Below are 23,381 nucleotides of genomic sequence, written 5' to 3'. Positions count from 1 at the left end.
GCGAAAGCGCTTCCAGGACGTAGCCGTCCATTTGTGCGTTGGCGCGCACGCCGCAGGCGGCGCGCCGACGTACTCCTGTCTGGAGGACGCGATACCCGGGCATTCGACGTTCCCGAAGAACCGTCACGGCCGATCTCGCGACGCTCGCCGATTCGTGCCCGGAGACCGGGCGACCCGACTGACGCGACGAAAAGTCGGTGAGTGAAGCGACCCGTGACCAGGCCCGCGCAACATCCGTCGCCGCCAAGGCTTCTGTCGCGTGAACTATCGCCTTGCGCCCTGGCCGATCAGGTAGCTCCTGATCGCCATCGTTCGTGCTTGGTTCAAGGGAGAACGCCAGACCCTTGCTTGCGAACTCAACGTCACCGTGACGCCAAGTTCAACGTTGGCTCCGTGTTCGACCATGTATTTGACGATTCGCAGATCTCCGCTTCGTGCCGCATTGATCAACGGCGTTTCGTCGTCTGTCACGATGGCATTCACATCGGAGCCTGCAACTACCAGGCGCTCGACGACCTCCAGGTTGCCGGGCCTGGAGGCAGCCATGATCAATGGGTTGCCGTCGCCGCGCGTTGCGTGATTGACGTCGGCACCCAGTCGAAGCAATTCGTTGACGATGTCGAGGTCACCCGCGCGCGAGGCAGTCGTCAGTGCCGTGCCTTCGCCTGCAACCGTCGCGTCAATGTCGACGCCGTCGCCAATCAATGCGCGGATCTCATCCACACGACCGGCCTTGACTGCCGCGATCAGCAACGGTCCGCCACCGTCGCCGTACCGCGCGGCCTTGACCATCGCGGCCGGCGGATTCGCCGGCAGAATGACGGGGAAGGCCAGCAGCGCGATGGCAGCGCAGAAGAGCAATGACCGAGAGCTTCCTACTTGACGCTTGTGCATTTGCTTGGCTCCTTGTGGTGCGTTGGCCGCTCTCAACTTCCTGTGTTCGGGTTGTGGCCTGCCTCCAGCAACACCCGCAGCACCGCTTGCTTCTCCTCTTGCGTTTCGGCCCTGCGGTGGAGAACAAGCAACACCTTCTCGTCGGCTGCGGTTAGCAGGCTTCTCAATGCATCGTCGCGCAGCTTGGGAGTGCCGATCACCTTTGGATACAGCGCGAGCAGCGGACGGTATCCGCCGGCCACGCCCAACGCCTTGATCGCTTCACTCCGTGTCTGCAGGTCGGTGTCGCTGCCCGCCACTTCGGCCAGAACCTGGGTGTTACCCGACACGCCCAGCGCCTGCAATGCACTACGACGCAATCCGGTGTCGGCATCGCTGCGCGCCACTTCGGCCAAGGTATCGTCGTCGCCGGCCACGCCCATGGCATTGAGCACCTGGTGTTTGCGGGCGTTGTCGCGCGCTGCGAAATAGACCTTTCGCAACTCTTCCGTGGCACCGCAGACGCCGAGCATCCGCGCGGCCTCGGCGCCGAGTGCGGGGTCATTGCCGCGCGCCACCACCGCCACCTGCGCCAAGGCGCCGGGATCGTCCATCTGGCTGAGAACGAACAGTGCACGCTTTTTGAGCTGCAACGGATGCCGGCCTTGCAGCAGCGTGACCAGCTTCGGGATAGCTTGGGCTGGAGGCTGCGACATCAGCGTCTCGAGCGCTTCCTCGGCCTGCTCGTCGCCACCGGCCTTGCTGTCTGCCGCCGCGCCGCCACTGCGGAGCAGAACGACGGCATCGCGGCTCCAGCGGCTGTTCGGATACTCGGTCTGCAGGCGTTTGACCATCGCGCGCGCCTCGGCGAAGCGCCCGGCGCGCATCAAGGCATAAGCCTGCCAGTAGATCGCTGCATCGACCGAAGTCGGTTCGCTCTGGCGCAGGCGGCGTTCCAGATTGACGAAGCGCTGCAACGCCAGACTCCAGTCGCCGCTGCCCAGGGCTGCGTGCCCATGCCAGTACAGCGATTCCAGTCCAGCGGTGGCAGGCGTCGTGCGCGTCTCGTCCGACGCGGCGGATACGCTGCCGCGGACGAGTAGCGCCGAGATCGCGATCGCGATGGCTGCGATCGCCGCGATGGCTGCGATGGCCGTCGTCCGCGCGTTCATGTCATGGCTCCTCTCGTCTTGACGCGGATGTTGCCGCGGGATTGCAGACGCGCTTCGACCGCGCGTACCTGGAACAACATATCGCTGCCATGTACGAGATCTCGCAGCCCTTGGTCTTGTTGGATGTCGCCGGTGCGCAGCTGGTTAGCAAGCTCGATCAGCACCGGGTCCAACGTCTGGAGAAAGCCCGTCAGGGCCTTGTCGCCGCGTTGGGCCGCGGCGGCGGCATAGAGCCGGTTGTCGTCGACCAGCGAGCGCACCAAGGCGTCGTCTGCCGGCATCAGCGTGGCGCTGTCGTTGTTGATCACGCTCAGCAGCAAGCCCTCGGTGCTGCGCAGATGCGTGGCGACACGGTCAGCGAGCACGCGGTCGGCCATCGCCGCCTGTGCCGCAACGTGCTGCACCGACGGCGGCTGCATCGGCGCGTCGTTACGCGCGGCCGGGAAGTACAGCGTCACCGCCAGCATCGCCAGTGAGGCCAGGCCCGCGGCCGAGGCCAGGCCCACGCTCCACGGCCGCAGTCGACGACGCGGGCGTGCGCTGCGCCGCGCTGCGGCCCGCATGGGCGGCGCGGTTGCGACGATTGGCGCATCCGGCGCACCCGGCCCATCAAGGCGCTGCGTTTCCATGCGCGTCTGCAGCCGTTGCCACAGGCGCGCTTCGAACTGCGCATCGGGCCGCGGCGGAACATCGCGATCGGCCTCGGCCAGCAGGCGCCGCAGGGCTTGGTAGCGCGCGTCCAGGGCGGGCGACGCGGCCAGCGCCTGTTCGATCGCGCGCAAGCGTTCGGACGGCAGGCCGTCGCGGTAATGGAACAGGATCAGATCGTCGTCGCGGATGTCGGACATGGCTTACCTCAATGGTTCCAGCGCGCCACGCAGCTTGCGCACGGCGCGGAAAATCGCCTGCTTGCACTGCCCGGTGTTCATCGACAAGGCAGCGGCGATGCTCTCCAGCCGTTCGCCTTCGCAATGGCGCATGACAAAGGCCGCACGTTCGGCCGGACTCAGCCGGTCCAGATGCAGGCCGATCCGCTGGCCAATCTGCGTGCCGGACGCCTGCGCCTCCGGGCCGGGTGCATCGTCGGCGAGGCCGGCGAGAAAATCCGGCTCGGTGTCCTCGGCGCCCTCGTCGGCCAGTGTATCGGTCAGCTCGCGACGGTGCCGGGCGTTGCGCCGCAGTTGCTCGAGCGCGGCATTGGCCGCGATCCGGTGCAGCCAAGTGGAGAACGTCGCGCGTCCGTCGAACTCGCCGATCGCGCGCCAGGCCTTGTAGAACGCCTCCTGCACCGCGTCCTCGGCCAGTGCCGCATCGCGGGTGATGCGGAAGCACAACTGGAACACCGCGCGCGCGTTCGCCTCGACCAGGCGTCGGAACGCCTGTTCGTCGCCAGCCCGGGCGCGGGGTATCCATTGGGGTTCGCCACCGTCCATCCCGACTAGGATGCGGGCCAACGGCGTTCGGTTAGCAACGATTTCGCCTCATGTTCGAATCCGCATCGGTCGTCATCACCCTAGAACCGATACCGGATCTTGGCCAGCAACTGATCGGAGTCGCGCAAGCCCAGTGCGTCGTCGAACAGATCGGCAGCGCCCGCCTCATCCCGGTCCTGGCGGCGGAAGCCACCGCGTGAGTACGCCAGGAAGATGTCCGACTGCGGCCCTAGCAGGTAGCGATAGCGCAGTTGCAGGCCGAAATTGTTGATATCGAAGTCCGGCCTCGCCTGGCCCGTGGCCAGCATCTGCCCGGACGGTTGCAGTTGATAACGCTCACCGTTGTCAGCACGGATCGCCAGCCATTCCGACTTCAGCCGCAACTCGTGCTTCAGCCCCGGAAACCAGCTCAGGTTGAGGCTGGCAGAATCGCCGCGACGCGAGTAGCGGCCGAAATTGCGGCCCCCTTCCCAAACCAGCCAGTCACGGGTCCTGTCAGGCCCGAATGCGAACGAGGCATTGAAGGCATCGCTGGGGTACCAGTTGGCGCTCAACGCGAGCTCGCGCGCCGGCGTGGCCGACAGGCCCAGCGGTGGCAGGGTGAAGGACGCGCCAAACGTCCAGTCGCCATAACGACGGCTGACGAACTCGGCCTCGGCGCGATACCGGCCCGAACTCCGCCACAGGCCGTTGTCACGCGAGATCAGGTCCTCCCAGCCGGCACTGATCAGGCTCGCGTAGAGATTGACGCGGTTGCCGCTGCGAAACCTGTAGTTGTTGCCCAGGAGCAGGTAGGTCGGCAGGCGGTCACCGTGGTCATTGCTGCGGGCCTGGAGTTCCGTCGACCACTGGCTGCTGCGCAAGCGCGCGCTCGGATCCTCGACCCGGTGGATGTAGACGCCGGTGAGCTCCACCTCGTTCAGGCCAGCTCGGCGCTGGAAGCCGAGGTCGTCGAAGTTCAACTGGCTGCCGAAATGCGTCGCTTCCAGTTCGTAGCTCCAGCTGTTGGAGGGCGTCCAGTTCACGCGCATCCAGCCACCGCTGTCATCGACCTCGACCCCGCGCAGATCAATGAAGCTGGCCAACACCTGGGCGTTGATGATCAGCGCCTCGTTGGGTTTCCAGCTCAGGTCGAACGCCTGCACCTGCGCGCTGCGGTCGAGAGTGGGGCGCTCGGTGTGGGTGCCCAGCCAGCCAATGTTCAAGCCGGGGCGGATGGGATATTGCAGACGCGCGGCATAGAAGTCGCGTCCACCCTCGCCGTCTTCGCTGGCCGCCAGCAGACCGTAGCCGAGCGCCCCGAGCGAACCATTGAGCTTGATCGCCGCGTCGATGTCGCTGGCTCCCGAGCCGTCGTCGGCATCGCCGCCGATGCGTCGGGTGTGGATCAGCCGCCCTGAGTCGGGGGTTCGTAGATCGAAGATGCTCTGGTTCTCGGTAAAGAACGGCCGCTTGTCACCGAAGAAGGTCTCCACCGCGTCAAAATTGATCACCAGATCGTCGGATTCGACCTGGCCGAAGTCCGGGTTCACCGTGGCGCTGAGCTGGAAGTTCGGCGAAGGCTTCCAGAACGCGTCGACGCCTCCTTTGTAGTAGGCCCTGCCTTCGATCAGGTCGTGGCGCGCGGTGAGGTACGGCCAGTAGTGGAACAGCGCCTTGCGGTACTGCGGTATTTCGATCCGCTCGAACCCCGAGACGAAACGGCCGCGCGCGGGCGTCACCGCCGGAAATGCCTGCCATTCGCCGTTGCTGCCCAGCGCCCGGCCGAAGTAGACCGCGACGGTGCGGGTAGGCGTGTCGGTGCCGCGCATCGGCGCAACCGACCACGGAATCAGCAGCTCGACTTGCCAGCCGGCTTCGCTTTCCGTGACCGCCGAGGTCCAGTCGGTGTCCCAGTCGAGATTGACCTGGTTTTCGTTGCTGATGACCTCGTCCTGGATCGACCCCGACAAGCCCACGGTGAAGCTGTAAGCCGTGCGCCCGTCTCCGTCGAAGTCGATCATGAAGTTGACGATGTCGGCCGCGTTGCCCTGATCGCGCTCCAGCCGCGGCTTGACCCGGGGGGTTGCCGCTGATTGCTCGACGGTAAACGCCACCGCGATGCCGTCGGGCGTGGAGATCATGCGCGCCTGCGTGCTCGTGCCAGCGTCTGGCGCACTCAATCGAAAGGGCTCCGTCACCTTGAAGTCGTCGTAGCGGCGTGCCTGTGCCCACTCGGGCTCGTCGAGCTTTCCGTCCACCAGGATGGCGGCCTCGGCCGAACTGCCAATGCCTTCAGCCAACATCAGAACCGCCAACAAACACGCACGCGTAGAGCGAACCTCTGGATTCATCGCAACCCCCGGAAAGAAACAGTTACGAGGTTGGATGCACCGATGACGGAATAGTCATCCGCCCACTCCGGCGGTCGCCCAGTCGCCATGGGCAACGCAGAGGATGACGCGTCGCCCCCATCGCCGGCAGGGCGCGCGCTGGCGGCGCTGAGCGCTTTCGTGCCTCACAGCGACGAGCGTGGGATCAGCACACCGTGACCGACGACCGTTCCGGCCGATGCCGCTTCGCTGCTAGGCTTCGCGATCAACAACCGCTTGGATCAGGAGGAAGCGCCATGAAGGCCAGTTTCAGCATCGCGGTCATTGCCACCTTGTTGGCCAGCCCAGGCGCATCCGGCATGGACGCAGCGCCCGCCGACAATGCCGCGGGCCCTGTCATCGAGATGGGCGACATCGAACGCTTCTACCGGGTCTATGACGCGGCCGGCGGGCGCCCGACCGCCGAGACGCTGCAACGTGACTATGTCGATCCCGGTTCGGAAGGACTGCACCAGCTCGCGCGCTTGCGCAACGTCACCGGCGAGTCGATCGCGCAGGCCATCGCCAAGCGGCCAGAGATCTATTCGGAGGCCCGGGATTGCGTCGGTGTCCTGCCGCGCGTGCGTACGAGGCTGACGGGCGCGCTAAGCGAGCTCAAAAATCTCTATCCGGAAGCGCGCTTTCCGGCCATCACGATCGCGATTGGCCGAGGCAGGTCCGCCGGTGTCGGCGGACGCGAAACCGGGGTGCAGATTGGCGCTGAGACACTGTGCGCGACTGCCTGGATCGAACCCGATATCGAAGACCGGTTCGTCCGTGTCATCACACACGAGTTCGCCCACGTACAACAGGCCGTGGCCTTCTCCGAGATGGAAGGCGCCACCGTCCTCTCGGCATCGCTCGAGGAAGGCGCGGCCGAGTTCGTCACCGAGCTGACCACCGGCTCCATCGCCTACTCGTACATGCCCAGGCTGACCGCCGGGCGTGAATCGGAAATCGAGACGGCGTTCGTTGCCGACATCGACAAGACCGATCTTTCCAACTGGCTCTACAACAGCAAGCCCGATGCGCCAGCCGACCTGGGCTACTGGGTGGGCTATCGCATCGTCAAAGCCTATTACCACCACGCCGACGACAAACGCCAAGCCCTTCGCGACATCTTCGACATGAAGGACCCGAAGGTATTTCTCGCCAAGAGCGGATGGAAGCCGGGCATCGCGCTCGATTGATTCGAGCGAGACAACGCGCTCCATGCCCTGCCTTCATGGCTTTGGCTTGGCTAGCGCATGGAATGACTTGCCGACGATTTTCCACACGCCATCAACCTTTACCAGCGACATGTAGTCCACAAATCTGACAGCCGGATAATCCAGCGTCACCTTGCCAACACCCGCATCCCCGGTGAGTTCGAGGATCTCAATGTGGCGTTTGCGCTGCGATTCGTCCGCCGCAGGCTCACCGGTGAAGCGGTCAGCGTATTGTTCCAAGCTCCACGAAATGGTTCTCCCGGCCATGTTTCCGGTAATTCTCGCATCCGCGGTAAACGCCTCGCGCACGTAGTCGGCATTACCCGTTTCCTGTGCGCGAATGTAGTTTTGCAGCGGAACCTTCGCCGCTTCCAATTCCGCGCTCTGCGCGAAAGCTGGCGCCGTGGCAAAAATGGTGGAAAGAAGTATTGCCATCTTCATGCCGGGCGCTCGATTTGTCGTCGTTCAGGCATGGTATCCGAATCGTCCAACTCGCAGCCCGCGCTGTAGAAGGCACCAAGGGCGGCCTGTCATTGCCCCCAGTCCACCCAAGCACCCGGCGCGATCACCTGGATGTCGATGGGCGTTTTGCGGGCAGCCTGGTGCAACTGTTCGATCGGGTCTTCGACTTCCACGTATTCCTCCATGCCGGATACGCCGTAATGGATCGGCACCAGGCGACGCGCACCCAGGATGGTCGCGGCCGCCACCGCTTGATCGGGCGTCAACACTCCCGGTTGGTCGCTGACGGGCTTGCGCCAGCCGAAGCGCGCACCGTTGACCGGCAGGAATGCCGCATCGAACGGGCCGAACTGGCGGCCGATCCGCCACCAGTGGCCATGCCATAGCGTGTCGCCGCCGTGGAAGATGCGACGACCTCCCGCCGACACCACCCAGGAGACCTGCGGGTCGCCATAGCCATCCGAGGCGGGCACCGGGGTGGCAGTGAAGTCGCCGAGTAGTTGCGGCTCCCAGAGCGCACTGGGCCTTGCCCGCGCGCCTTGTGGAATCGGCAGCGGGTTCGTTCCGGCCGGGTGCGCCAGCGTGCCGCCCTTGCCCAGCGCTTGCGCCACGGCCCTCGCGTCGAAATGGTCGGGGTGCGCATGGGTGATGAGGACAGAGGGTTCGCCAACGGCATCGTCGACGGGAATCAGCGAGTCCCTGAGTGCGGGGCCCCACGCTTCCGGGTTGACCAGCGGGTCGATGAACAACGTCGCCTGCGGAAGCTGCAGACGGATGCCCGCCCACGCCAGCCGCTGGATTCGCAAGCCTTCCGCGTGGGCGGCTGCGAAGACGCGCCCGCCCGGAATCAATGCAGCGGCCGCCAGGCCAGCGCAGCCGGACAGGAATTGCCGGCGCGAGACGCGGTGTCTGGAAATGCGGTCGTGGTTGTTCATGCGCGACCGGCCCGCGACGCGATCGCGGTATCGAGCGCGAAGACCGACTGCGCCACGATGACCTCCAGATTGTGCTGGTGCCATTCGCGTTCGAAACCGGCCGCTTCGACCCGCGGTGCCAGACAGGCTTCGATGGGGATCGCCGCGATGCGGTCGTCGATCTCCTGCGATGTCGCGTCGACGCGGATCCGCATGACGGCATCCTGCAGCCGGTCCAGGTAATGGATCGCGTTGTCGAGCACGGTGGCAGGAAACCGGCCCATGTGCCCGCCGATGACGGTGCTCCGACCGAACTGGCGCATCCGGCCGATCGCGGCGCGGATCAGCGCGGGGTCGGCCTTCGAGAGGTACACGGTGTTGCCGACGATGTTGTCGCCGGCACAGACCAGATCGGCGGTGGGCACGTCCACGCTGACGTGGTCCATGGTCTTGCCGGGATTGTGCAGCAAGCGCAGTTCGTGTTGTCCCCACTGGATGGTCATCGCACTGTCGAACACCACCTTGGGTTCGCGATAGAACGCATCCACCCGTCGGTTCTGCGACAGGAAGGTGTGGCGGTAATGTCGGTGCGCAATCGTCAACGCGTCCGGGAACCGCGACATCCCGGCGATGTGGTCGCACATGAAATGGGTCGCGGCGATCACTCGCACCGTCTTGCCCATGTCCTCGCACAGGACGCGCCGTAACGAATCCGAGTCCTCCTCGCTGCCGAGCGAGTCGACCAGCAGCGCGTCGTCGCCATCGAGGAACGCGGTGGCGACCGACTCGAGGTCGTCGCCGACGAACATCACCACGTTGGGGCCCACTTCTTCGAATCGCATGATGATCGTCCGTCGTTTCTATGGACCCATCATTGCCAGCAGCACCGGCACCGACAAACGAGATGTTTTTGCGGCCGCGTTAGAAAAAATAACTTGATAGGATGCACCTCTACCTGCGCGCCGAGAGACCGTGAAGCCTCGCCACCCTGCTCCGCTCAATGCCCTGCGGGCCTTCGAAGCGGCCGCGCGATGCCTGAGTTTCCAGGTGGCCGCCGCACAGCTGTTCGTGACCCCGGCCGCGATCAGCCATCAGGTCAAGCACCTGGAAGCCTACCTGGGAGTGAAGCTGTTCCATCGTGGCCATCGGTCGGTCGAACTGACCGCCGAGGGCGCAGCGCTGGCCACGTCGTTGGGCGAGGTGTTCGGATTGATCGATCTGGCATTGGACCGGGCCATCGCACCCGCGGCCGGGGTCCTGCGCGTGAGCACCATGGAGTCCTTCGCCGCGAAATGGCTCGCACCCAGGCTGCACCATTTCCACCGCGACCACCCCGACCTCAAGGTGCGCATCGAGACCGGCAACGAGCACACTGATTTCGTCCGCGACGGTATCGATGTCGCCATCCGCTACGGAGCCGGCGGCTACACGGGCGTCTGCGTCGAGCGGTTCTTGGATGCACCGGTATTTCCGGTCTGCGCGCCTTTGCTGTCGAACGACGAACTGCATCCGCTGACGGTGCCCGACGACCTGTCGCACCACACACTGCTCCACGACGAAAGCGCCGCAGGCCGCAACGGCGTACCGGACTGGCAAACGTGGCTGGAAGCCGCGGGTTCAACGCAGGTGGATGCGGCCCCTGGGCCGGTCTTCGCGAGCATCTACCTGGCGCAGGAGGCGGCGGTGGCCGGACATGGCGTCGCGCTGGGCGTGGGCCCACTGGTCGAGGAAGACCTGCAGCGCGGTCGCCTGACCAGACCATTCGACTACTCGCTGGACAACGCCTACGCCTTCTGGATCGTCCGAAGCCACCGCGCAGATGCCAACCCTGCCAGCGATGCGTTCTGCCGCTGGTTGCGGAAGGAAGCTCTCGGTGAACGTTCTGCCTGAAGCTGGCGCCGGCGCACGCATCCCACTTCCTTCTAGCGCCGATGAGCGTCGCCGCAATTTCGCTAGCCTTGTGGCTGCTTGTCAGGGGCGTCGACGTTGCGAAATGGAATGACCGCTCTGCGACCTGCGAATTCGACAAACCCTAACCGATGCTTGTGTGGGCGGCCTGGCCGGCCGCCGCGTGCCATTCAAACCCAACCGATTTCAGGCGCCAGCCCATGCACATCGAGTGCACCCGTCAATTGGATGCCAGTGACCCGGACGCTTCGGGCAACTACGAGTACTACTACGAGTACGACATGTATCGTTTCACTGACGGAGCGATCTGCTTCGTCGCACGCAGCTACACGGATGAGCCGGACGAGGCGCACTTCCTCCGCATCGAGCTGGACGGAACACCGCGACCCATGACCGATTCCGACCTGGCTCGCCCGTTGTTTCTTGCAGCCCAGGCGCATCTGCACGGCGCGGGCAAAGTGCACTTGCGCTGGCTCAGCGGGAGAGGAAACGGCTATGAGCCGGTACCGTCGGGTCTGCACCACGAGGCGTGACAAACGACCTCAGGCTGTACCAAACGGCTGGCCACCCGACACAGCCGACTTGAGCGGACGGCCCACCTTGCTCGCCCGCGACTTGGTGCCCCGCCACAAACTCCCGGTGTGCAGCGGGCGCAAGGCAAGCCCGACACATCAGGGGACGACTTTTTGCTCATCCCCGAACCAGATCACCGCGTTGTCGGCGGGTCGTTCGCCCTCGCGCGACGCACTGGTGGCATCAGCGTGCGGCACCCACGGCGACTTCCCGAGCGCGGCGAAATCCTCGTACGCACCCAGCTTGCGGAACCGCGACAGCGCGAAAGGCAGACCCTCGGCGCCGAGTAGCGAGGGCGCGTCGGCCAAGTGAAAGTGAAGATGCGGCCAGTTGCCGCTTCCGCTGTAACCAACCTGCGCGATGGGCTCACCCCGCCGCACACGCTGCCCCGGCGCCACGCGCACACTGCCGGGGCGCAGGTGCTCGTAGAAGGCGTAGCGACCATCGCCGAGGTCCAGCACGACGTAGTTGCCACTGGCGTCGCGCATGCGGTGCCGGCCGTTGGACGAAATCCGGGCGGCTTCCGGATAGTCGTCGCGCAACGTCACGACGGTGGCGTCGGCAACGGCCAATACCTCGTTACCGTAGGCGTAGGCATTGCGCACCCTGTCCGGGTTGCCTCGAGCCATGCGCCCGTCGGCATCGAGCTTGACCCAGTCGACGGCGAAACGTCCCGGGATGCGCGCACGCCCTTCCACCGCGTACAGCACGCGGCGATGGCCGCGCGCCCAATCCGGATGGAACACCGCGGCCCACGGTCCACCACGTAGTGGCGGATGGAGCACCGGCGCTGGCACGGCCTGCACCACCGAGCGCCCGCCTTCGACCGTGTCGAGCTCTGTTCCGTCGCCGACTTTGTACTCCACTGCGTGTGCGATGGACTGCGGCAGCACCTGCGGCTCCAGCGCCAGCTCGACATACAGCACGCCCGCCCGGCCGGGACCGATCGATAGCGGCGCATCCGCTGGCGCTGCGGTTTCGGGCAATACCGGCACCAGACGCTGGGTCAACGACGCCCCTGCGAAACTCGCAAGGTTGCGGCCCTGGCCATCGAGGACCGTGATTCGCACCGGTGTCAGCGCCTTCGCGGAGAACGACGTCAGATGCAGTTCGTAGAACAGGCGCACGCGCCCTTCGGTCGTGACCGGAGTTGGCGCAATCGGCACATGCAGATCGAAGGATTCGCGAAGCTGATCCTCCGCCCGTCCTGTCGCAGACACCAGCAAGAGCGCCAGCGCACAGGCAAAGCCCGGGCGCAGCACGAGTGCCAGGATCGGCGGCCACCAGCGGTGAATCTGTCGCATCGCAAACCTCGGGTATTTGGTGATGGCCGGTAGCGGCCCGTGGATGGGGAGGCGAACGTTGCAGCGCCCACGCTTGCGGATCGCTCCGAAGTAGAAGAGTTTAGTCCCGCCAACGAGTAGGCTCGACGCATGGCATCGAGCAATTCATTCAAGCCGAAGCCACTTGCGGTTCGGGCAAACTCATGGATCTGATCTATGGATGACGTTCTCTGGAAGTCCTTTTTCGACACGTGCGCGCGTGTCCTCGGAATGGGCTCACGCAATGCCTGGCAAAGCTCGAGCTGGTGCTCCTGGACCACATTCGACCGCCTGCAGTGTGACGCTGGCTATTGGACGTGCGGCTTCCCCGACAGCTCAGAACTGCGCGCGTCGTACATCGCCGACGGCGGCACGTGGGGTCAGCCCTTTGAATACCATCAGCTTGCGCACGTCATTGTTCCCGCTCACTTCTACTGGGACCGCGTCAGCCCTGATGGATTTCAATCCGGCAAGAAGTCGCAGCCCATCGCCGAGCTCTCTCGAGCGCTTCACGACGTCGGCGTGCCTCATCGCCTCACCGAGGCGGTCCTCGAGATCAAGCTCTACTAGTCGTAGGTCAAACAGATCGCTCAATCAGAAGCAGATGCCCTGACCGCCGAGTGCTTCACGGACGTGATGAAACAGCAGTTCCAACCGTTACGGACCAACGACATACAGCGCGATAAGGTGACGAGACCTTCCCTCCCTTGGGGTTGAGCCATGACCATTCTGGGAGCGCATGCCGGTCGAGTTCGGCCTTCTACTTGTAACGCGTACGTGTAGCGCGGCATGAGCACGCCAGCGAGCAGCGCGCTCCGCAAGGTCGTCGGCCTCGTCGCCCTCCTGAATTTGGCGTACTTTGGCGTCGAGTTCACGGTCGCACTCGCCATCGGCTCGGTCTCGCTGTTCGCCGACAGCGTGGACTTCCTTGAGGATGCGGCAGTCAATCTCCTGATCCTCATGGCGCTGGCTTGGAGCGCAAAGCAGCGAGCGCGTGTCGGTATAGCTCTGTCGGGCATCCTGCTGCTGCCGGTAGTGGCAATGCTCTGGGCACTGTGGAGCAAGTTCAATGCGCCAGCCCCGCCCGAACCGTTCTCGCTGAGCGTCACCGGCTTGGGCGCCCTGGTCATCAATCTGTCGTGCGCGTTCATGCTGTCGCACTACCGGCACCATAGTGGAAGCCTGACCAAAGCGGCCTTTCTGTCCGCACGCAACGACGCCTTCGCGAACGTTGCGATCATCGGTGCCGGCCTCCTCACCGCGCTCTACCCTTCCGTCTGGCCGGATGTCGTGGTGGGACTCGGTATCGCCTACATGAATGCCGATGCCGCGAAAGAAGTCTGGACAGCAGCCCATATGGAGCAGCGAGCAGACGCAACCCAAGCCTAAGTCAGCTGTGCGGTCACCTTTGACGTCTAATTGGCCTCAGGAGTCGAGCGGCGACCTGGTGTCCGCTTTGGGTCGAGAGCGGACAGACGTACCTTCTCTGCTAATCGCATGCCCACTCTCGGACAGAAGCGGACAGTGACAAGCACCAGGTTCACTCCCACTCACGCGCCCGTCAGGCGCCTCACGGCGCGATACTCCCTGAACCGCGTACGGCGCAGCTTCCGGACAAACCAGAGCGTGCCGGCGCCCCATGCCAAGGCAAAGCCCAGCAATGTCAGCGCAGCGCGCTGCCAGCTGGCGCCGCCGATCAACCACACCCCTGTGTTCGCGATGAACGCGTACACCACCAAGATCCACGCAGAGGTGCGCGCCAGCCACAGGTCGCGCAGGTTGACCCGCAGTTGCGCCATCCGCAGTTGCGCATAGAGGCGGGTGTTCTCGGTCACGTCGTCGTTGCGTTGCCGTGGCACCCGCAGGACGAAGGCCCAGGCGATAGGCAGGTACACCACGAAGAACGGCAGCAGCAGCCAGTGCGACGGCTCGATGCTGCCGGTCATCAGCGAGCGGCCGAACACCAGCACGGCCGCCAGCGTCAGGGCGATCTCGATCGCCCGTTGCAGGCGATGACGCAACTGGTGCCGGCGCATGTGCGGGGCCAGTCGTCCTGGCGTGGCCGGGCGGTTCACGCCTTGCCACGCATCCTTCAGGAGGCCATCAAAGTTCACCGGGTCTTCTCCTTCTGGGACAACGCCTTGAGCCGTTCGCGGGCGCGGTGCAACCGCACCCCAACGTTCTCTGCGGTGATGCCCAGCATGTCCGCGATTTCCTGGTAGTCGAATCCTTCCAACTGCAGCATCACCACCTGCCGCAGGTTGAGCGGCAGCGTCGCCAGCGCCTCGAACAGCCATTGCGCGCGCGCGCACGCGGCACCACCGCCTGCGGCACGATCCGGGACGTCATGCACCTTCTCATCGAACGGCACGGGCGTCGGCATCCGGGTGGATGAGCGCACATGACTGGCCCCCAGGTTGTGGGCGATGCGCAGCAAGAACGGTAGCAGCATGTCTGGCTCCCGCAGGCGCGGCAGACTTTCCCAGATGGCAAGCAACACGTCCTGCAGCAGTTCCTCGCGCATGGCGTGATTGAGCTCATAGCCGCACACCGCACGCCACAACTGCGGGTGGAAGGCTTCGACTTTGGGCCAAAGTGAATGCATGCAGGTGGGATGGCAGGTGGCGGTCAGGTGCTGACTATCGGGGTCAGCAACCCTTAGTCGTTGCAGGCGGGCAATTCCTTACAGCTGAAAAAAAGGAACTCATTCGTAAGAAGCCCGGCCCCCCTGCCGACTAAGGAAACAAGCCCACCAGAAAGGAACCATTCCAGATGCGACCTTCCATCTTGGCAAGGCTGCTGTTGGCGTCCGCCCTCGCCTCCGCGCAGGTGACCGCCCAGCGCCCCGAAGGCGCGCTGACCCTAGACAATGTGCACATCGTGGAGGCCGAGCACGCTCGCACGAGCGCACTAATGTGCGTGCGCGTGGAAGGCGAGCGCCTGACCCGCATCGACGCTGCCGGCAGCAAGTCCTGCCGGCGGGATGCCCGCGTCGTCGATCTGCGCGGGCGCTACCTGATGCCTGGACTGATCGACATGCACGCCCACCTAACTCTGGGCCCGCTGGAGTTCAGGCGCGAGCGCGGCCGTGCGGTTATGCAGGCTCAGGCCGATGACACCATCGCCGAGCACAATGCCCGCCGCCTGATCGGCTTCGGCGTCACCACCCTGCGCAACCCCGGCGGCGACCTGGCGGCCGCAAGCCGTTTCAAGGCACGGGTGGCTGACGGCAGTCTGGTCGGGCCGGAAACGTTCAACGCCGGTCCCGTGATCAACAACGCCGACCTGCCCGGCGTGGCCATAGCGGCGCGCACTGCCGATGAGATGGAACGCGCGGTGCGCGAGCAGGTCGAAGCTGGCGCGGATTGGATCAAGCTCTACACCGGGCTTTCGCCGGAGCGGCTGAAGTCCGGCATCGACGCGGCACACCGTCATGGCCGTCCTGCGGTGGCCCACCTCGATGGTGTCGCTTGGCCCGACGCGCTCGCGATGAGGCTGGACGGGATTGTCCACCTGATGCCCATCAGCCCGAACCTGCTGGATCCGGATGCACGCAAGTCGTGGCAGGCCAGAGCGCGGGGCGGCACGTACTCCTTCTTCGAGTGGTGGGAGCATTTCGATCCCGACGGCCCCGCCGCCGACCGCCTGGTGGCGTCGTTCCAGCAACATCGCCCAGTGTTCGACGCCACGCTGGTGGCGTTCCACGCGGCCTTCGTCCAGGACCGGGACACCACCTACAAGGACGATGCCGGTCGCTACGCGCACCCGCGCCTGCTGGCCAACTGGCACGACTGGTTCACCTTCGCCGTCGGCTGGAAACCGGAGGACTTCGTCCGCGCACGCGCCATCTGGCCGAAGGTGCAGCGCATGGCGGTACGTCTGTACGCGACCGATGCGCGCATGACCCTGGGCACCGACATGAGCAACCCGTGGATCGCGCCGGGCATCAGTCTGCACAGCGAAATGCAGTTGCTGGCCGATGCCGGCGTGCCCACGTCGCGAATCCTGCTCTCCGCCACCCGCAATGCGGCCGACGCACTGGGTGCAGGCAATCGCCTGGGGCGTATCGCGCCGGGGTTCGAAGCCGACCTGCTGGTCCTCGACGCCAACCCATTGACCGACATCAAGCACACCCGCGCCATCCACGCTGTAGTTCTCAACGGGAAGTTCCTCGGCGCCGACGCACTCGATCAACTCAAGGGAGAATGAACATGAAGCACCCGTTCGAGCGAACCGTCATCCGTTGCCTGCTGGCCGCCTGCCTGGCGCCGGGCCTGGCACCCTCCGCAACCGCCGGAGAGCAGGATGGGGAATCGCCCGAAGCGATCGTCCACGCGCTGTACGACGTGATTTCGGCCGATGCCGGCGCTACGCGCGACTGGAATCGCTACCGCGCCCTGTTCCTCGACGGCGCCCGCCTGTCGGTGGCGATGGACTCGAAGGTGGCCAGCGGCATCTTGGGCATGAGCCCCGAAGATCTCATCGCCCAGACCGAATCGACCTACGCCGCGACCGGCTTCCACGAGATCCCGCTGGTCACGCGGGTCGAGCAGCACGGCTTGCTGGCCTCGGTAATGAGTAGCTTCGAAATCCGCCTGCGCCGCAGTGACGAGAAACCGCTGATGCGCGGCCTGAACCATTTCCAGTTGCTCAACGACGGCGAGCGCTGGTGGATCGTGTCCAATGTCGGCGTGATCGAGACGGCGTCCGCGCCGCTACCGAAAGCACTGCAGCCGGCCGACGGCCAGGGGAAATGACCTCCCATACTCCGGGCAGCGCGGCGGCCGAGTAGGCCCCCGGGCACCGCAAGTGGATGTGGATCGGCCTGCAGGTCGGCGTCTGCCTCCTATCGTGGCTGACGCCGCTAGTGGCTATGCTGGCGCATCAGGCAAGCCCGCCAGGGCCATGTGTCGCATCGGCAGAACCTCGGGTATTTGGTGATGGTTGCTAGCGGCCCGTGATGGAGGGTCGAACTCTGTCAAGCGCGCCCAACGACCGGTTTCGGCCAGGAGCGGTCATTGCGGTTTGATGGCGGCGCGATCAGTCCACAAAAGAGCAATTGTCGTTGCCGTTCCATATGGGTAGCGAACTTATTGTCAACTCAACCCACTCTTGCCCCGTGACTCAGTTCCTTCACTGGAAGGCTAGCGTGAGGACGCGCAATGCATCGCGCGTTCGCCGGTCGCTGAGGTTGCTATAGAGCATCACGTCCTGCGAGCGAATCGGCGGTAGCGACATCAGCCCGCTGACGTCGACCGTGCCCGGCGGCGCCGCGCGCCGCGCCAGTACCGCCACCGCGAGGCCGGCGACGGCGGCGGCACCCAGGATCGCGGCGCCCTTGCCGACGAAGACTTCGCGCCATTCGATGCCCGCCCGGTCAAGCGTGCGTACCGCCTCGATGCGGATGCGGCACGACTCGCCTTGCGTCGCCAGCGGCAACGGCTGGCCGGCGCGCGGCTCCCAATCGGCCGCCGCGAACCATGAAAAGGATTCTGCGAACACAATCTTGCCCCGCTTGCCGCGATCCTCGGGGCGCAGCACCAGCACGGCGTCGAGTTCCCCCTGTTCCTGGCTCCGCATGAGTTCGTTGGTGCCGGCGATGCGCATTTCGACCAGCAGGTTCGGATCGTGGTCCCGCATCCGGCGCAACAGCAACGGGAATTCGCTACCGACCAGTTGCTGGTTGATGCCGATCGCCAACCGACGCTGTTCGGTCTCGAAGGCGGCGGCCGCGCGGTCGTGGGACGACACCAGTTCGCGCGCCACGCCGAGAAAGGCCAGTCCCTCGACCGACAGCCGTACATGCCGCGGCGTGCGTTCCAACAGGCGGCGGCCGAGTTGCCCTTCCAGGCGCCGCAGCTTGAGGCTCACTGCGGACTGGGTGGTGCCCAGCACGTCGGCTGCCCGGGTGAAGCTCTGCAAGTCGGACGCCAGCAGGAAAGCCCTGACCGCATCCACGTCCATCGCCTTCATCTGGATGGATTCGATTTTGAAATGCCAGCTATCTTTGTAAAGGCATTTTTCATATCGATCAAGCGGCCTAGGATTCGATTCCCGATCCACGAGGACTCACCGCGATGAAACTACTGACCGGCACACTCGTCGCAATGCTGGCGGGGCTGGCCGCTCGTGACGCGCCGGTGCCGACACGCGTGTTCCCACTGCAAGGCACCTGGACCCTGGTCGCCGCGGACAAGGTCTTGCCGGATGGCGAGACGACGCGGGACTACGGCGAGAACCCGAAGGGCAGGCTCGTCGTCGATGTCCAGGGGCGGTACTCGCTGCAGATCTTCAAGTCCGAACGCCCGCATTTCGCCAGCGACAGCAAGGCCGATGGCAGCGTCGACGAATTCAGGTCCGCGGTCATGGGCAGCAGCACCCACTACGGCACGATGAAGATCGACGAACGGGCAGGAGTGCTGGTGTTCTCGATCGAAGGCGCGTCCTTCCCCAACTGGGAAGGCACGACCCAGAGGCGCCAGTACCAGTTGGACGGCGCCGAGCTGCGTTACAAGGTGCCGCCCCGGGCGGATGGGAGCATTCCGGTTTCCGTGTGGCACCGGCTCAAGTAGCCCCTCCCGCATTTCCGTTCGGAGGCGATCTCGCCCTCGACTCACGTTTCAACCGATGGAGCCATCATGCCGCACTTCGTAGTCGACTGTTCCCAGGGAATACTTCAGGTTCATGACGAAGAATCGATCATCGCTCGACTGCATCGAGTGGTGAATTCTTCAGGGCTGTTCGAAGAATCGGACATCAAGATCCGAATACACCCTTTCCGAATCTATGCCGTCGGCGGCGGGCGGGAAGATTTCATCCACACCTTCGCCTGGATCATGCAGGGGCGCAGTGTCGAGCAACGCGCTGCCTTGTCGAAGGCCATCGTCAGCGAGCTGGCTGAGATGTTTCCGCTACTTCCTCGCATTGCCGCGAACATCGCCGAGTTCGAGCGGGCGACCTATTTCAATCGCGCAATGATGTGACCCCCTGGCCAGTGTTCCGGCGCGGTTGGGCATGTCAATCAGCACCGATTGATGAATTTTTCCGCCGTCCGCCGGGAAGGCACTTCCCGTAGTGGATGATGCTGCTGCGTCAGGATGGATCACAGCCTTTTGCGATTTCTTCCGGCTGAGCGATACGTTTGAGCGCACCTAGACGCTGGTTCATTGATTGCCACGAGCAGGTTCATCGCTCATGGCAGGTGCGCAGGTTAACCGGGACGATATCAGCAGCAGGAGCAAGCGACGAAACAAGAATCAAGGACGCCGCAAAACAAGAGTAAGAGTACATTTTGAACTTGTCGTCGCCCCCTGTTCTCTAGCCATGCGCAGAAAAGCGCTCGCGATACTGCGTCGGAGTGATGCCGAGCTGACGTTGGAAGGCGCGACGCAGGTTTTGTTCTTCGGCATGACCAGTAGCGACGGCAATGGCCTTGAGCGGCAGGTCGGTTTCTTCCAGTGCGCGACACGCGGCTTCCAGGCGCATGGCTTCCACGGTTTTCGCCGGCGTCCGTCCCATTCGTTCGGCGTACACGCGGGCGAACGTGCGTGGCGACATGCCGGCGATTTCGGCCAATCGTTCCACGCACAGGTCACCCGTCAGATGCGCCGCAATCCATGCATGCAGATCGGTGAACCGCGCGTCGTCGTGTGCCTGCGCAGCCAGCGGCACGCTGAACTGCGATTGGCCGCCGGAGCGTTTGATGAACATCACCAGCTGGCGAGCGGTATCGATCGCCACCTGGTGACCGAAATCCTCTTCGATCAGTGCCAGCGTCAAATCGATGCCGGCGCTGACACCGGCCGAGGTCCAGATCGATCCGTCGCGGACGAAGATCTTGTCCGCGTCGACCCGGATAGCGGGATGGCGCGCTTCCAGGCGCCCAACCCAGTCCCAGTGCGTTGCCGCGCGCTTTCCGTCCAATTGCCCGGCGGCAGCCAGCAAGAAGGCGCCCGTGCAAACCGAACATAGGCGCCGTACGGTGGGAGCGCGCTGCGCGATCCAGGCAACGAGACGGGGCGGCGCGTGGAACTCATCGCCCTTGCAGCCGCCGGGGACAATCAGCGTATCGATCGCCACAGTCTCCAGTGCCGACAACGCCACGGTCATCACCGGCAGGCCTGCGCTGGTGGTGATGAGCCCGCCGTTGACCGAAGCCACAATCGTTTCGTACGCGTTTGCGCCGTTGCCCGCCGCGCGACGTCCCGCTGTCGCCAGGGCCTGCAACGGTCCGCACAGATCCAGCAGGTTCATCTCGTCGTAGGCCAGCAGTACGACGCGGCGGGGTGTTCGGGGAGTCATCGTCTTCGCTCTCACTTCAGCGCCGTCACTTCAGTGCTTGATCGAGTATTCGAATTGCAGGGCGACGCCGCGAGCCGTCGCGCGTCCATAGCGACGCGCAATGCCGGCCAATGCTTCGTCCAGCATTCGTGCGGAGGGTATCGCGTCGAATTCGGGCAGGACCCGGTCGACGCCAGGCAACTCGCCCGTGACGGTATCCGGCACCACCGTCAGGCCATTGCGTGTACGCAGCGGCTCGCGGGTCGCCGACACCGTGAGGGCATGACTGCGTCCGGTACGCGAGTAGGCATCGGCCGTGAGCGCCACTGCGATCTCATCGACCCCCGGCGCAATTGGTACGCCGACGTGCTCCATGCGATGGAACCAGCGGTTGGCCAGAGGCGCGGCAAACGACCGGAGATTGCCGATGCGAGGGTGGAAACGAGCGCTGTCATGTTGCGTGTCCCATGCAGCGACACCGAGCTGCTCAGCCACGGCAGCGGCTCTATCGTGGCCCGCAATGGCTTCCACCAATGCCAATGAGGTGGGAATGGCGGCGCTGATGCCAGCACTCGACACGATGTTGCCGTCGGCGACGTAACGGACGTTCGTCAGCCATTGCGTGTCCGGATAGGTGTTGCTGCGCAGCTTGTGCGTGGCCCAGTGCCCCGTGGCGCGGTGCTGCTTCATCAATCCTGCGTTGGCCACTACCAGTGCACCGTCGCAGATGCTCACGATGCTGCCGCCTTTGGCGCTTTGCGCCCTGATCCAGGTCAACAGCGCCGGATCGTCCCGCTTGATGATGGCGGGCACGATCACATAGTCGGCGCCGTCGGGGAAACGCGCATCGAACTCCTCGATGGTAGCGTCGGGTTGGATCTGCAGTGCCGGCCGCAACTTGAGCAGGCCGGGACGTGTCGAGATGGCGAAAGCATCGACGGCCTGCGACTGCCGCAGCACACCATAGGGAATCACGAAGTCGGTCAGTTCCGTACCAGTGTTCTCACCAATGACGGCCACCACCGGACGACCGCGGTCGAACCTGGCGTGATAGGGCGCGATCTCCCCGGATGCAGCCGTTTGCGAAGCCGACTGTGCAAAGGCTGCGGACGGCGGCGCGAACACGAGGCCGGCCGCTGCGACTATCGCAGCGAGGGTCGGGAGGAAGCGATTGAACTCGGACATACGGTCACATCGGAGGCGAAGGTGTGATCGATTGTCGGAACGCAGCGCGACCGCGTAAACGACATTAGGCGGTCAAATCCTGCCAAGCGACTGTTGCTCGCATGCGTCCGCAGCGCTTGGCGAAGGATCGGAAGTAGGCGGTTCCGATGAAGTCAGACCTCTCCATCGGCGGACGTTCGACCGAGATCACGCCTTGTAGGCTGCCATCCGAAGTTGCATCGACTTCCCTATTCACCAGCGCCTACACTCGGTGCTCGGTTACAACGCACCGGCCGACTACGAGCGCATAGGTGCCAAACCAGGTGGTGTCCACCTTTTGAAGGAAGTCCCAGCCGCGTGGCGGCTCGGCGTGATTCTGGCAACAGAGGTCACAGGGCGATTACGGTCCCTGATGCATCGCACATAGCGGGAAGCGGACGCCCCGACCCTCTAGAACATCCACGCGGAACCGTGCGCAACGCGTCGAAGCCTAGCGATCGGGGCGCATGCCCAACCTGGTCGGCGAACGCAGTCGGGGAATGCCGCTGCGGTTGGTACGATTGACCCGAATCAGATCAACTGCGCCCGCGGATAGCGTCGAATGTCCATATTCAATCTCCTTTCATACAAACTTGAAAATTTCCTGAATATCCGGCCATTCCCGAAGGAGCTGGGCACCGTTTTTTACGAAGAGGACGAGCCTTCACTGCTGTCTGTCGTTGCCAGAAAGCACGACGGGGCAACCGTCTACTTGAGCCGCTGGCAGGACCTGTTTTCCAAAAGAGCCTTCGAAGATTCCATGTCAAAGGTCGGCTTCACGGAGCCGGACTGCTACGCCATTCTCTTGGTCCTGTCCCGCTTTGGTCACCTGCTTGAAATCGACAACCGCCAACGAGCCAACAAGGATTACTTCATCTTCTTCTATCTGATTCAGTTGATCAGCCTGAAGAACAGCCCTCTCGACGCGGATGCACGGCTCAGAAACCACATGATCAGGTTTCTGCTTTTCGAATTGAGCATTGACGACGAGGCGTATCGCCGGTTCAGCATCAAGGATAATCAGCTGACGATGGCTACCGACACCTTGGGGCCCGTGGCCTTTTTGGATGTCATAGATCTGGCCTACAAAGTGATCGAGTTTAATGACAGAAGAGAACACGAGTTACCCAGCACACTGAAGAACTATCAAACAAGCGTCGTCAAGCTGCTGACCGAGCCCGACGGCACAATTCACCGCTTCAGGCTTAATGATCGCCACAGCGAACTCATGTATCCCGATGTATTTCTGCAGGCATATGATCAGAACAACAAGCAGATATTTGATGCCTTGATCGACGCGGTCAATCCGCTTCAATCAACGGAAAACCTGTTTGTCTCAAATGTTGTCCTGATGAACTACTCGTTCCATGTCCTGAAGAACAAGCCTCGCGAAATCCTGAAACTGAGAAGGTACATCAGCGATGAGGCGCTGTTCGGCAAGCTACTGGAAGCAATAATCACTCGCCGAATGGGAGTCAATAAGGCACTATTCGAAAAGGTACCCACAGGGCAGGATTTGTCCTTGATAAAGGACGATCAAACCTCGTTCTACAACATCCTGTACAGCCTGTAGCGGCCTTAACAATCAGGCGTCGAGGGCTTGCCCCTACCGGGTGCGCACCTGGCATCCCGTGCGCAGCGCGGGTAGCCCGATCTTTGCGGATGACCGCGCCTCTGCCGGC

24 protein-coding genes are annotated in these 23,381 nt (G+C 63.9%); 10 read left to right on the top strand and 14 right to left on the bottom strand.

What is annotated here, in order from left to right; all coding sequences use genetic code 11:
• Positions 1–264: 264 nt before the first annotated feature.
• From EER27_RS02140 to EER27_RS02120, 5 genes are read right to left on the bottom strand one after another with little or no spacing between them, the layout of a single operon-like run.
• Positions 265–894, bottom strand: coding sequence for an ankyrin repeat domain-containing protein (locus tag EER27_RS02140; RefSeq protein WP_123086364.1), 630 nt, complete (start codon positions 892–894; stop codon positions 265–267).
• A gap of 32 nt (positions 895–926) precedes the next feature.
• Positions 927–2,045, bottom strand: a complete 1,119-nt coding sequence (locus EER27_RS02135) for a tetratricopeptide repeat protein (protein ID WP_123086363.1) — start codon at positions 2,043–2,045, stop codon at positions 927–929.
• Positions 2,042–2,893 carry a hypothetical protein gene (locus tag EER27_RS02130; RefSeq protein WP_123086362.1) on the bottom strand — a complete coding sequence of 284 codons (852 nt, stop codon included), beginning with the start codon at positions 2,891–2,893 and terminating at the stop codon, positions 2,042–2,044. The genes EER27_RS02135 and EER27_RS02130 overlap by 4 nt, the downstream gene beginning before the upstream one ends.
• A 3-nt stretch (positions 2,894–2,896) precedes the next feature.
• The gene (locus tag EER27_RS02125) at positions 2,897–3,499 is read right to left on the bottom strand and encodes an RNA polymerase sigma factor (protein WP_148040894.1); all 603 of its coding nucleotides are present in this window, start codon (positions 3,497–3,499) and stop codon (positions 2,897–2,899) included.
• Between the two features lie 59 nt (positions 3,500–3,558).
• Positions 3,559–5,763: a DUF5916 domain-containing protein gene (locus EER27_RS02120; protein WP_148040893.1), complete on the bottom strand. Its 2,205-nt coding sequence runs from the start codon at positions 5,761–5,763 to the stop codon at positions 3,559–3,561.
• 323 nt (positions 5,764–6,086) lie between these two features.
• Here EER27_RS02120 and EER27_RS02115 point away from each other — a divergent pair, with 323 nt between their 5' ends.
• Positions 6,087–7,019 carry a DUF2268 domain-containing putative Zn-dependent protease gene (locus tag EER27_RS02115; protein WP_123086359.1) on the top strand — a complete coding sequence of 311 codons (933 nt, stop codon included), beginning with the start codon at positions 6,087–6,089 and terminating at the stop codon, positions 7,017–7,019.
• A gap of 33 nt (positions 7,020–7,052) precedes the next feature.
• On the opposite strand, the gene EER27_RS02110 is transcribed toward EER27_RS02115, so the two are convergent.
• The 3 genes from EER27_RS02110 to EER27_RS02100 form a co-directional block, all read right to left on the bottom strand.
• Positions 7,053–7,478, bottom strand: a complete 426-nt coding sequence (locus EER27_RS02110) for a nuclear transport factor 2 family protein (protein ID WP_123086358.1) — start codon at positions 7,476–7,478, stop codon at positions 7,053–7,055.
• 89 nt (positions 7,479–7,567) lie between these two features.
• The gene (locus EER27_RS02105; RefSeq protein ID WP_123086357.1) at positions 7,568–8,434 is read right to left on the bottom strand and encodes an MBL fold metallo-hydrolase; all 867 of its coding nucleotides are present in this window, start codon (positions 8,432–8,434) and stop codon (positions 7,568–7,570) included.
• The gene (locus EER27_RS02100; protein ID WP_123086356.1) at positions 8,431–9,255 is read right to left on the bottom strand and encodes an MBL fold metallo-hydrolase; all 825 of its coding nucleotides are present in this window, start codon (positions 9,253–9,255) and stop codon (positions 8,431–8,433) included. Before EER27_RS02100 ends, EER27_RS02105 begins: the two co-directional genes overlap by 4 nt.
• A gap of 130 nt (positions 9,256–9,385) precedes the next feature.
• Between EER27_RS02100 and gcvA the strand changes: the two genes are divergently transcribed.
• Entirely contained in the window at positions 9,386–10,303 is a 918-nt protein-coding gene (gene gcvA / locus EER27_RS02095) for a transcriptional regulator GcvA (protein WP_123086355.1), read from the top strand.
• Between the two features lie 218 nt (positions 10,304–10,521).
• Positions 10,522–10,854, top strand: a complete 333-nt coding sequence (locus EER27_RS02090; protein WP_123086354.1) for a hypothetical protein — start codon at positions 10,522–10,524, stop codon at positions 10,852–10,854.
• Between the two features lie 138 nt (positions 10,855–10,992).
• Here the strand turns inward: EER27_RS02090 and EER27_RS02085 are convergent, their stop codons facing one another.
• Positions 10,993–12,156, bottom strand: coding sequence for a M23 family metallopeptidase (locus EER27_RS02085; protein WP_148040892.1), 1,164 nt, complete (start codon positions 12,154–12,156; stop codon positions 10,993–10,995).
• 237 nt (positions 12,157–12,393) lie between these two features.
• On the opposite strand from EER27_RS02085, the gene EER27_RS02080 reads away from it, so the two are divergent.
• A complete protein-coding gene (locus EER27_RS02080; RefSeq protein ID WP_123086352.1) occupies positions 12,394–12,786 on the top strand; it encodes a hypothetical protein in 393 nt (130 codons plus the stop codon).
• Between the two features lie 219 nt (positions 12,787–13,005).
• Complete coding sequence (locus EER27_RS02075) at positions 13,006–13,605, top strand: cation efflux transmembrane domain-containing protein (RefSeq protein WP_123086351.1); 600 nt, start codon at positions 13,006–13,008, stop codon at positions 13,603–13,605.
• 161 nt (positions 13,606–13,766) lie between these two features.
• Here EER27_RS02075 and EER27_RS02070 read toward each other — a convergent pair whose 3' ends face one another.
• Positions 13,767–14,330, bottom strand: coding sequence for a hypothetical protein (locus EER27_RS02070; RefSeq protein WP_123086350.1), 564 nt, complete (start codon positions 14,328–14,330; stop codon positions 13,767–13,769).
• Positions 14,327–14,821: an RNA polymerase sigma factor gene (locus tag EER27_RS02065; protein ID WP_123086349.1), complete on the bottom strand. Its 495-nt coding sequence runs from the start codon at positions 14,819–14,821 to the stop codon at positions 14,327–14,329. Before EER27_RS02065 ends, EER27_RS02070 begins: the two co-directional genes overlap by 4 nt.
• A gap of 167 nt (positions 14,822–14,988) precedes the next feature.
• Between EER27_RS02065 and EER27_RS02060 the strand changes: the two genes are divergently transcribed.
• Together EER27_RS02060 and EER27_RS02055 are read left to right on the top strand one after the other, a co-directional pair.
• Complete coding sequence (locus EER27_RS02060; protein ID WP_123086348.1) at positions 14,989–16,425, top strand: amidohydrolase family protein; 1,437 nt, start codon at positions 14,989–14,991, stop codon at positions 16,423–16,425.
• Between the two features lie 2 nt (positions 16,426–16,427).
• A complete protein-coding gene (locus EER27_RS02055; RefSeq protein WP_123086347.1) occupies positions 16,428–16,973 on the top strand; it encodes a hypothetical protein in 546 nt (181 codons plus the stop codon).
• 376 nt (positions 16,974–17,349) lie between these two features.
• Here the strand turns inward: EER27_RS02055 and EER27_RS02050 are convergent, their stop codons facing one another.
• Complete coding sequence (locus tag EER27_RS02050) at positions 17,350–18,189, bottom strand: LysR family transcriptional regulator (RefSeq protein ID WP_123086346.1); 840 nt, start codon at positions 18,187–18,189, stop codon at positions 17,350–17,352.
• 104 nt (positions 18,190–18,293) lie between these two features.
• Between EER27_RS02050 and EER27_RS02045 the strand changes: the two genes are divergently transcribed.
• Together EER27_RS02045 and EER27_RS02040 are read left to right on the top strand one after the other, a co-directional pair.
• On the top strand, positions 18,294–18,788 hold the full coding sequence (locus tag EER27_RS02045; RefSeq protein ID WP_123086345.1) for a lipocalin-like domain-containing protein: 495 nt from the start codon (positions 18,294–18,296) through the stop codon (positions 18,786–18,788).
• Positions 18,789–18,854: 66 nt separating this feature from the next.
• Positions 18,855–19,199 carry a 5-carboxymethyl-2-hydroxymuconate Delta-isomerase gene (locus tag EER27_RS02040; protein WP_123086344.1) on the top strand — a complete coding sequence of 115 codons (345 nt, stop codon included), beginning with the start codon at positions 18,855–18,857 and terminating at the stop codon, positions 19,197–19,199.
• 334 nt (positions 19,200–19,533) lie between these two features.
• Here the strand turns inward: EER27_RS02040 and EER27_RS02035 are convergent, their stop codons facing one another.
• Both EER27_RS02035 and EER27_RS02030 read right to left on the bottom strand, forming a co-directional pair.
• Positions 19,534–20,517, bottom strand: a complete 984-nt coding sequence (locus tag EER27_RS02035; protein ID WP_123086343.1) for a GlxA family transcriptional regulator — start codon at positions 20,515–20,517, stop codon at positions 19,534–19,536.
• 30 nt (positions 20,518–20,547) lie between these two features.
• A complete protein-coding gene (locus EER27_RS02030) occupies positions 20,548–21,681 on the bottom strand; it encodes a DJ-1/PfpI family protein (RefSeq protein ID WP_123086342.1) in 1,134 nt (377 codons plus the stop codon).
• 580 nt (positions 21,682–22,261) lie between these two features.
• Between EER27_RS02030 and EER27_RS02025 the strand changes: the two genes are divergently transcribed.
• Entirely contained in the window at positions 22,262–23,272 is a 1,011-nt protein-coding gene (locus EER27_RS02025) for a hypothetical protein (protein WP_123086341.1), read from the top strand.
• The last annotated feature ends 109 nt before the right edge of the window (positions 23,273–23,381 follow it).

It is taken from the genome of Montanilutibacter psychrotolerans (assembly GCF_003719825.1).
In the GTDB taxonomy this organism is placed as follows: domain Bacteria; phylum Pseudomonadota; class Gammaproteobacteria; order Xanthomonadales; family Xanthomonadaceae; genus Montanilutibacter; species Montanilutibacter psychrotolerans.
Note: the sequence above shows the minus strand (reverse complement) of the source record. Positions and strands in the feature narration are given on the sequence as shown.

Coding starts and splice junctions, on each gene's coding strand:
- EER27_RS02030 (WP_123086342.1), bottom strand. CDS start 21,681: ATGTCCGAGTTCAATCGCTTCCTCCCGACCCTCGCTGCGATAGTCGCA.
- EER27_RS02040 (WP_123086344.1), top strand. CDS start 18,855: ATGCCGCACTTCGTAGTCGACTGTTCCCAGGGAATACTTCAGGTTCAT.
- EER27_RS02135 (WP_123086363.1), bottom strand. CDS start 2,045: ATGAACGCGCGGACGACGGCCATCGCAGCCATCGCGGCGATCGCAGCC.
- EER27_RS02130 (WP_123086362.1), bottom strand. CDS start 2,893: ATGTCCGACATCCGCGACGACGATCTGATCCTGTTCCATTACCGCGAC.
- EER27_RS02055 (WP_123086347.1), top strand. CDS start 16,428: ATGAAGCACCCGTTCGAGCGAACCGTCATCCGTTGCCTGCTGGCCGCC.
- EER27_RS02075 (WP_123086351.1), top strand. CDS start 13,006: ATGAGCACGCCAGCGAGCAGCGCGCTCCGCAAGGTCGTCGGCCTCGTC.
- EER27_RS02090 (WP_123086354.1), top strand. CDS start 10,522: ATGCACATCGAGTGCACCCGTCAATTGGATGCCAGTGACCCGGACGCT.
- EER27_RS02050 (WP_123086346.1), bottom strand. CDS start 18,189: ATGAAGGCGATGGACGTGGATGCGGTCAGGGCTTTCCTGCTGGCGTCC.
- EER27_RS02035 (WP_123086343.1), bottom strand. CDS start 20,517: ATGACTCCCCGAACACCCCGCCGCGTCGTACTGCTGGCCTACGACGAG.
- EER27_RS02100 (WP_123086356.1), bottom strand. CDS start 9,255: ATGCGATTCGAAGAAGTGGGCCCCAACGTGGTGATGTTCGTCGGCGAC.
- EER27_RS02045 (WP_123086345.1), top strand. CDS start 18,294: ATGAAACTACTGACCGGCACACTCGTCGCAATGCTGGCGGGGCTGGCC.
- EER27_RS02065 (WP_123086349.1), bottom strand. CDS start 14,821: ATGCATTCACTTTGGCCCAAAGTCGAAGCCTTCCACCCGCAGTTGTGG.
- EER27_RS02080 (WP_123086352.1), top strand. CDS start 12,394: ATGGATGACGTTCTCTGGAAGTCCTTTTTCGACACGTGCGCGCGTGTC.
- EER27_RS02060 (WP_123086348.1), top strand. CDS start 14,989: ATGCGACCTTCCATCTTGGCAAGGCTGCTGTTGGCGTCCGCCCTCGCC.
- EER27_RS02140 (WP_123086364.1), bottom strand. CDS start 894: ATGCACAAGCGTCAAGTAGGAAGCTCTCGGTCATTGCTCTTCTGCGCT.
- EER27_RS02115 (WP_123086359.1), top strand. CDS start 6,087: ATGAAGGCCAGTTTCAGCATCGCGGTCATTGCCACCTTGTTGGCCAGC.
- EER27_RS02120 (WP_148040893.1), bottom strand. CDS start 5,763: ATGTTGGCTGAAGGCATTGGCAGTTCGGCCGAGGCCGCCATCCTGGTG.
- EER27_RS02105 (WP_123086357.1), bottom strand. CDS start 8,434: ATGAACAACCACGACCGCATTTCCAGACACCGCGTCTCGCGCCGGCAA.
- EER27_RS02110 (WP_123086358.1), bottom strand. CDS start 7,478: ATGAAGATGGCAATACTTCTTTCCACCATTTTTGCCACGGCGCCAGCT.
- EER27_RS02025 (WP_123086341.1), top strand. CDS start 22,262: ATGTCCATATTCAATCTCCTTTCATACAAACTTGAAAATTTCCTGAAT.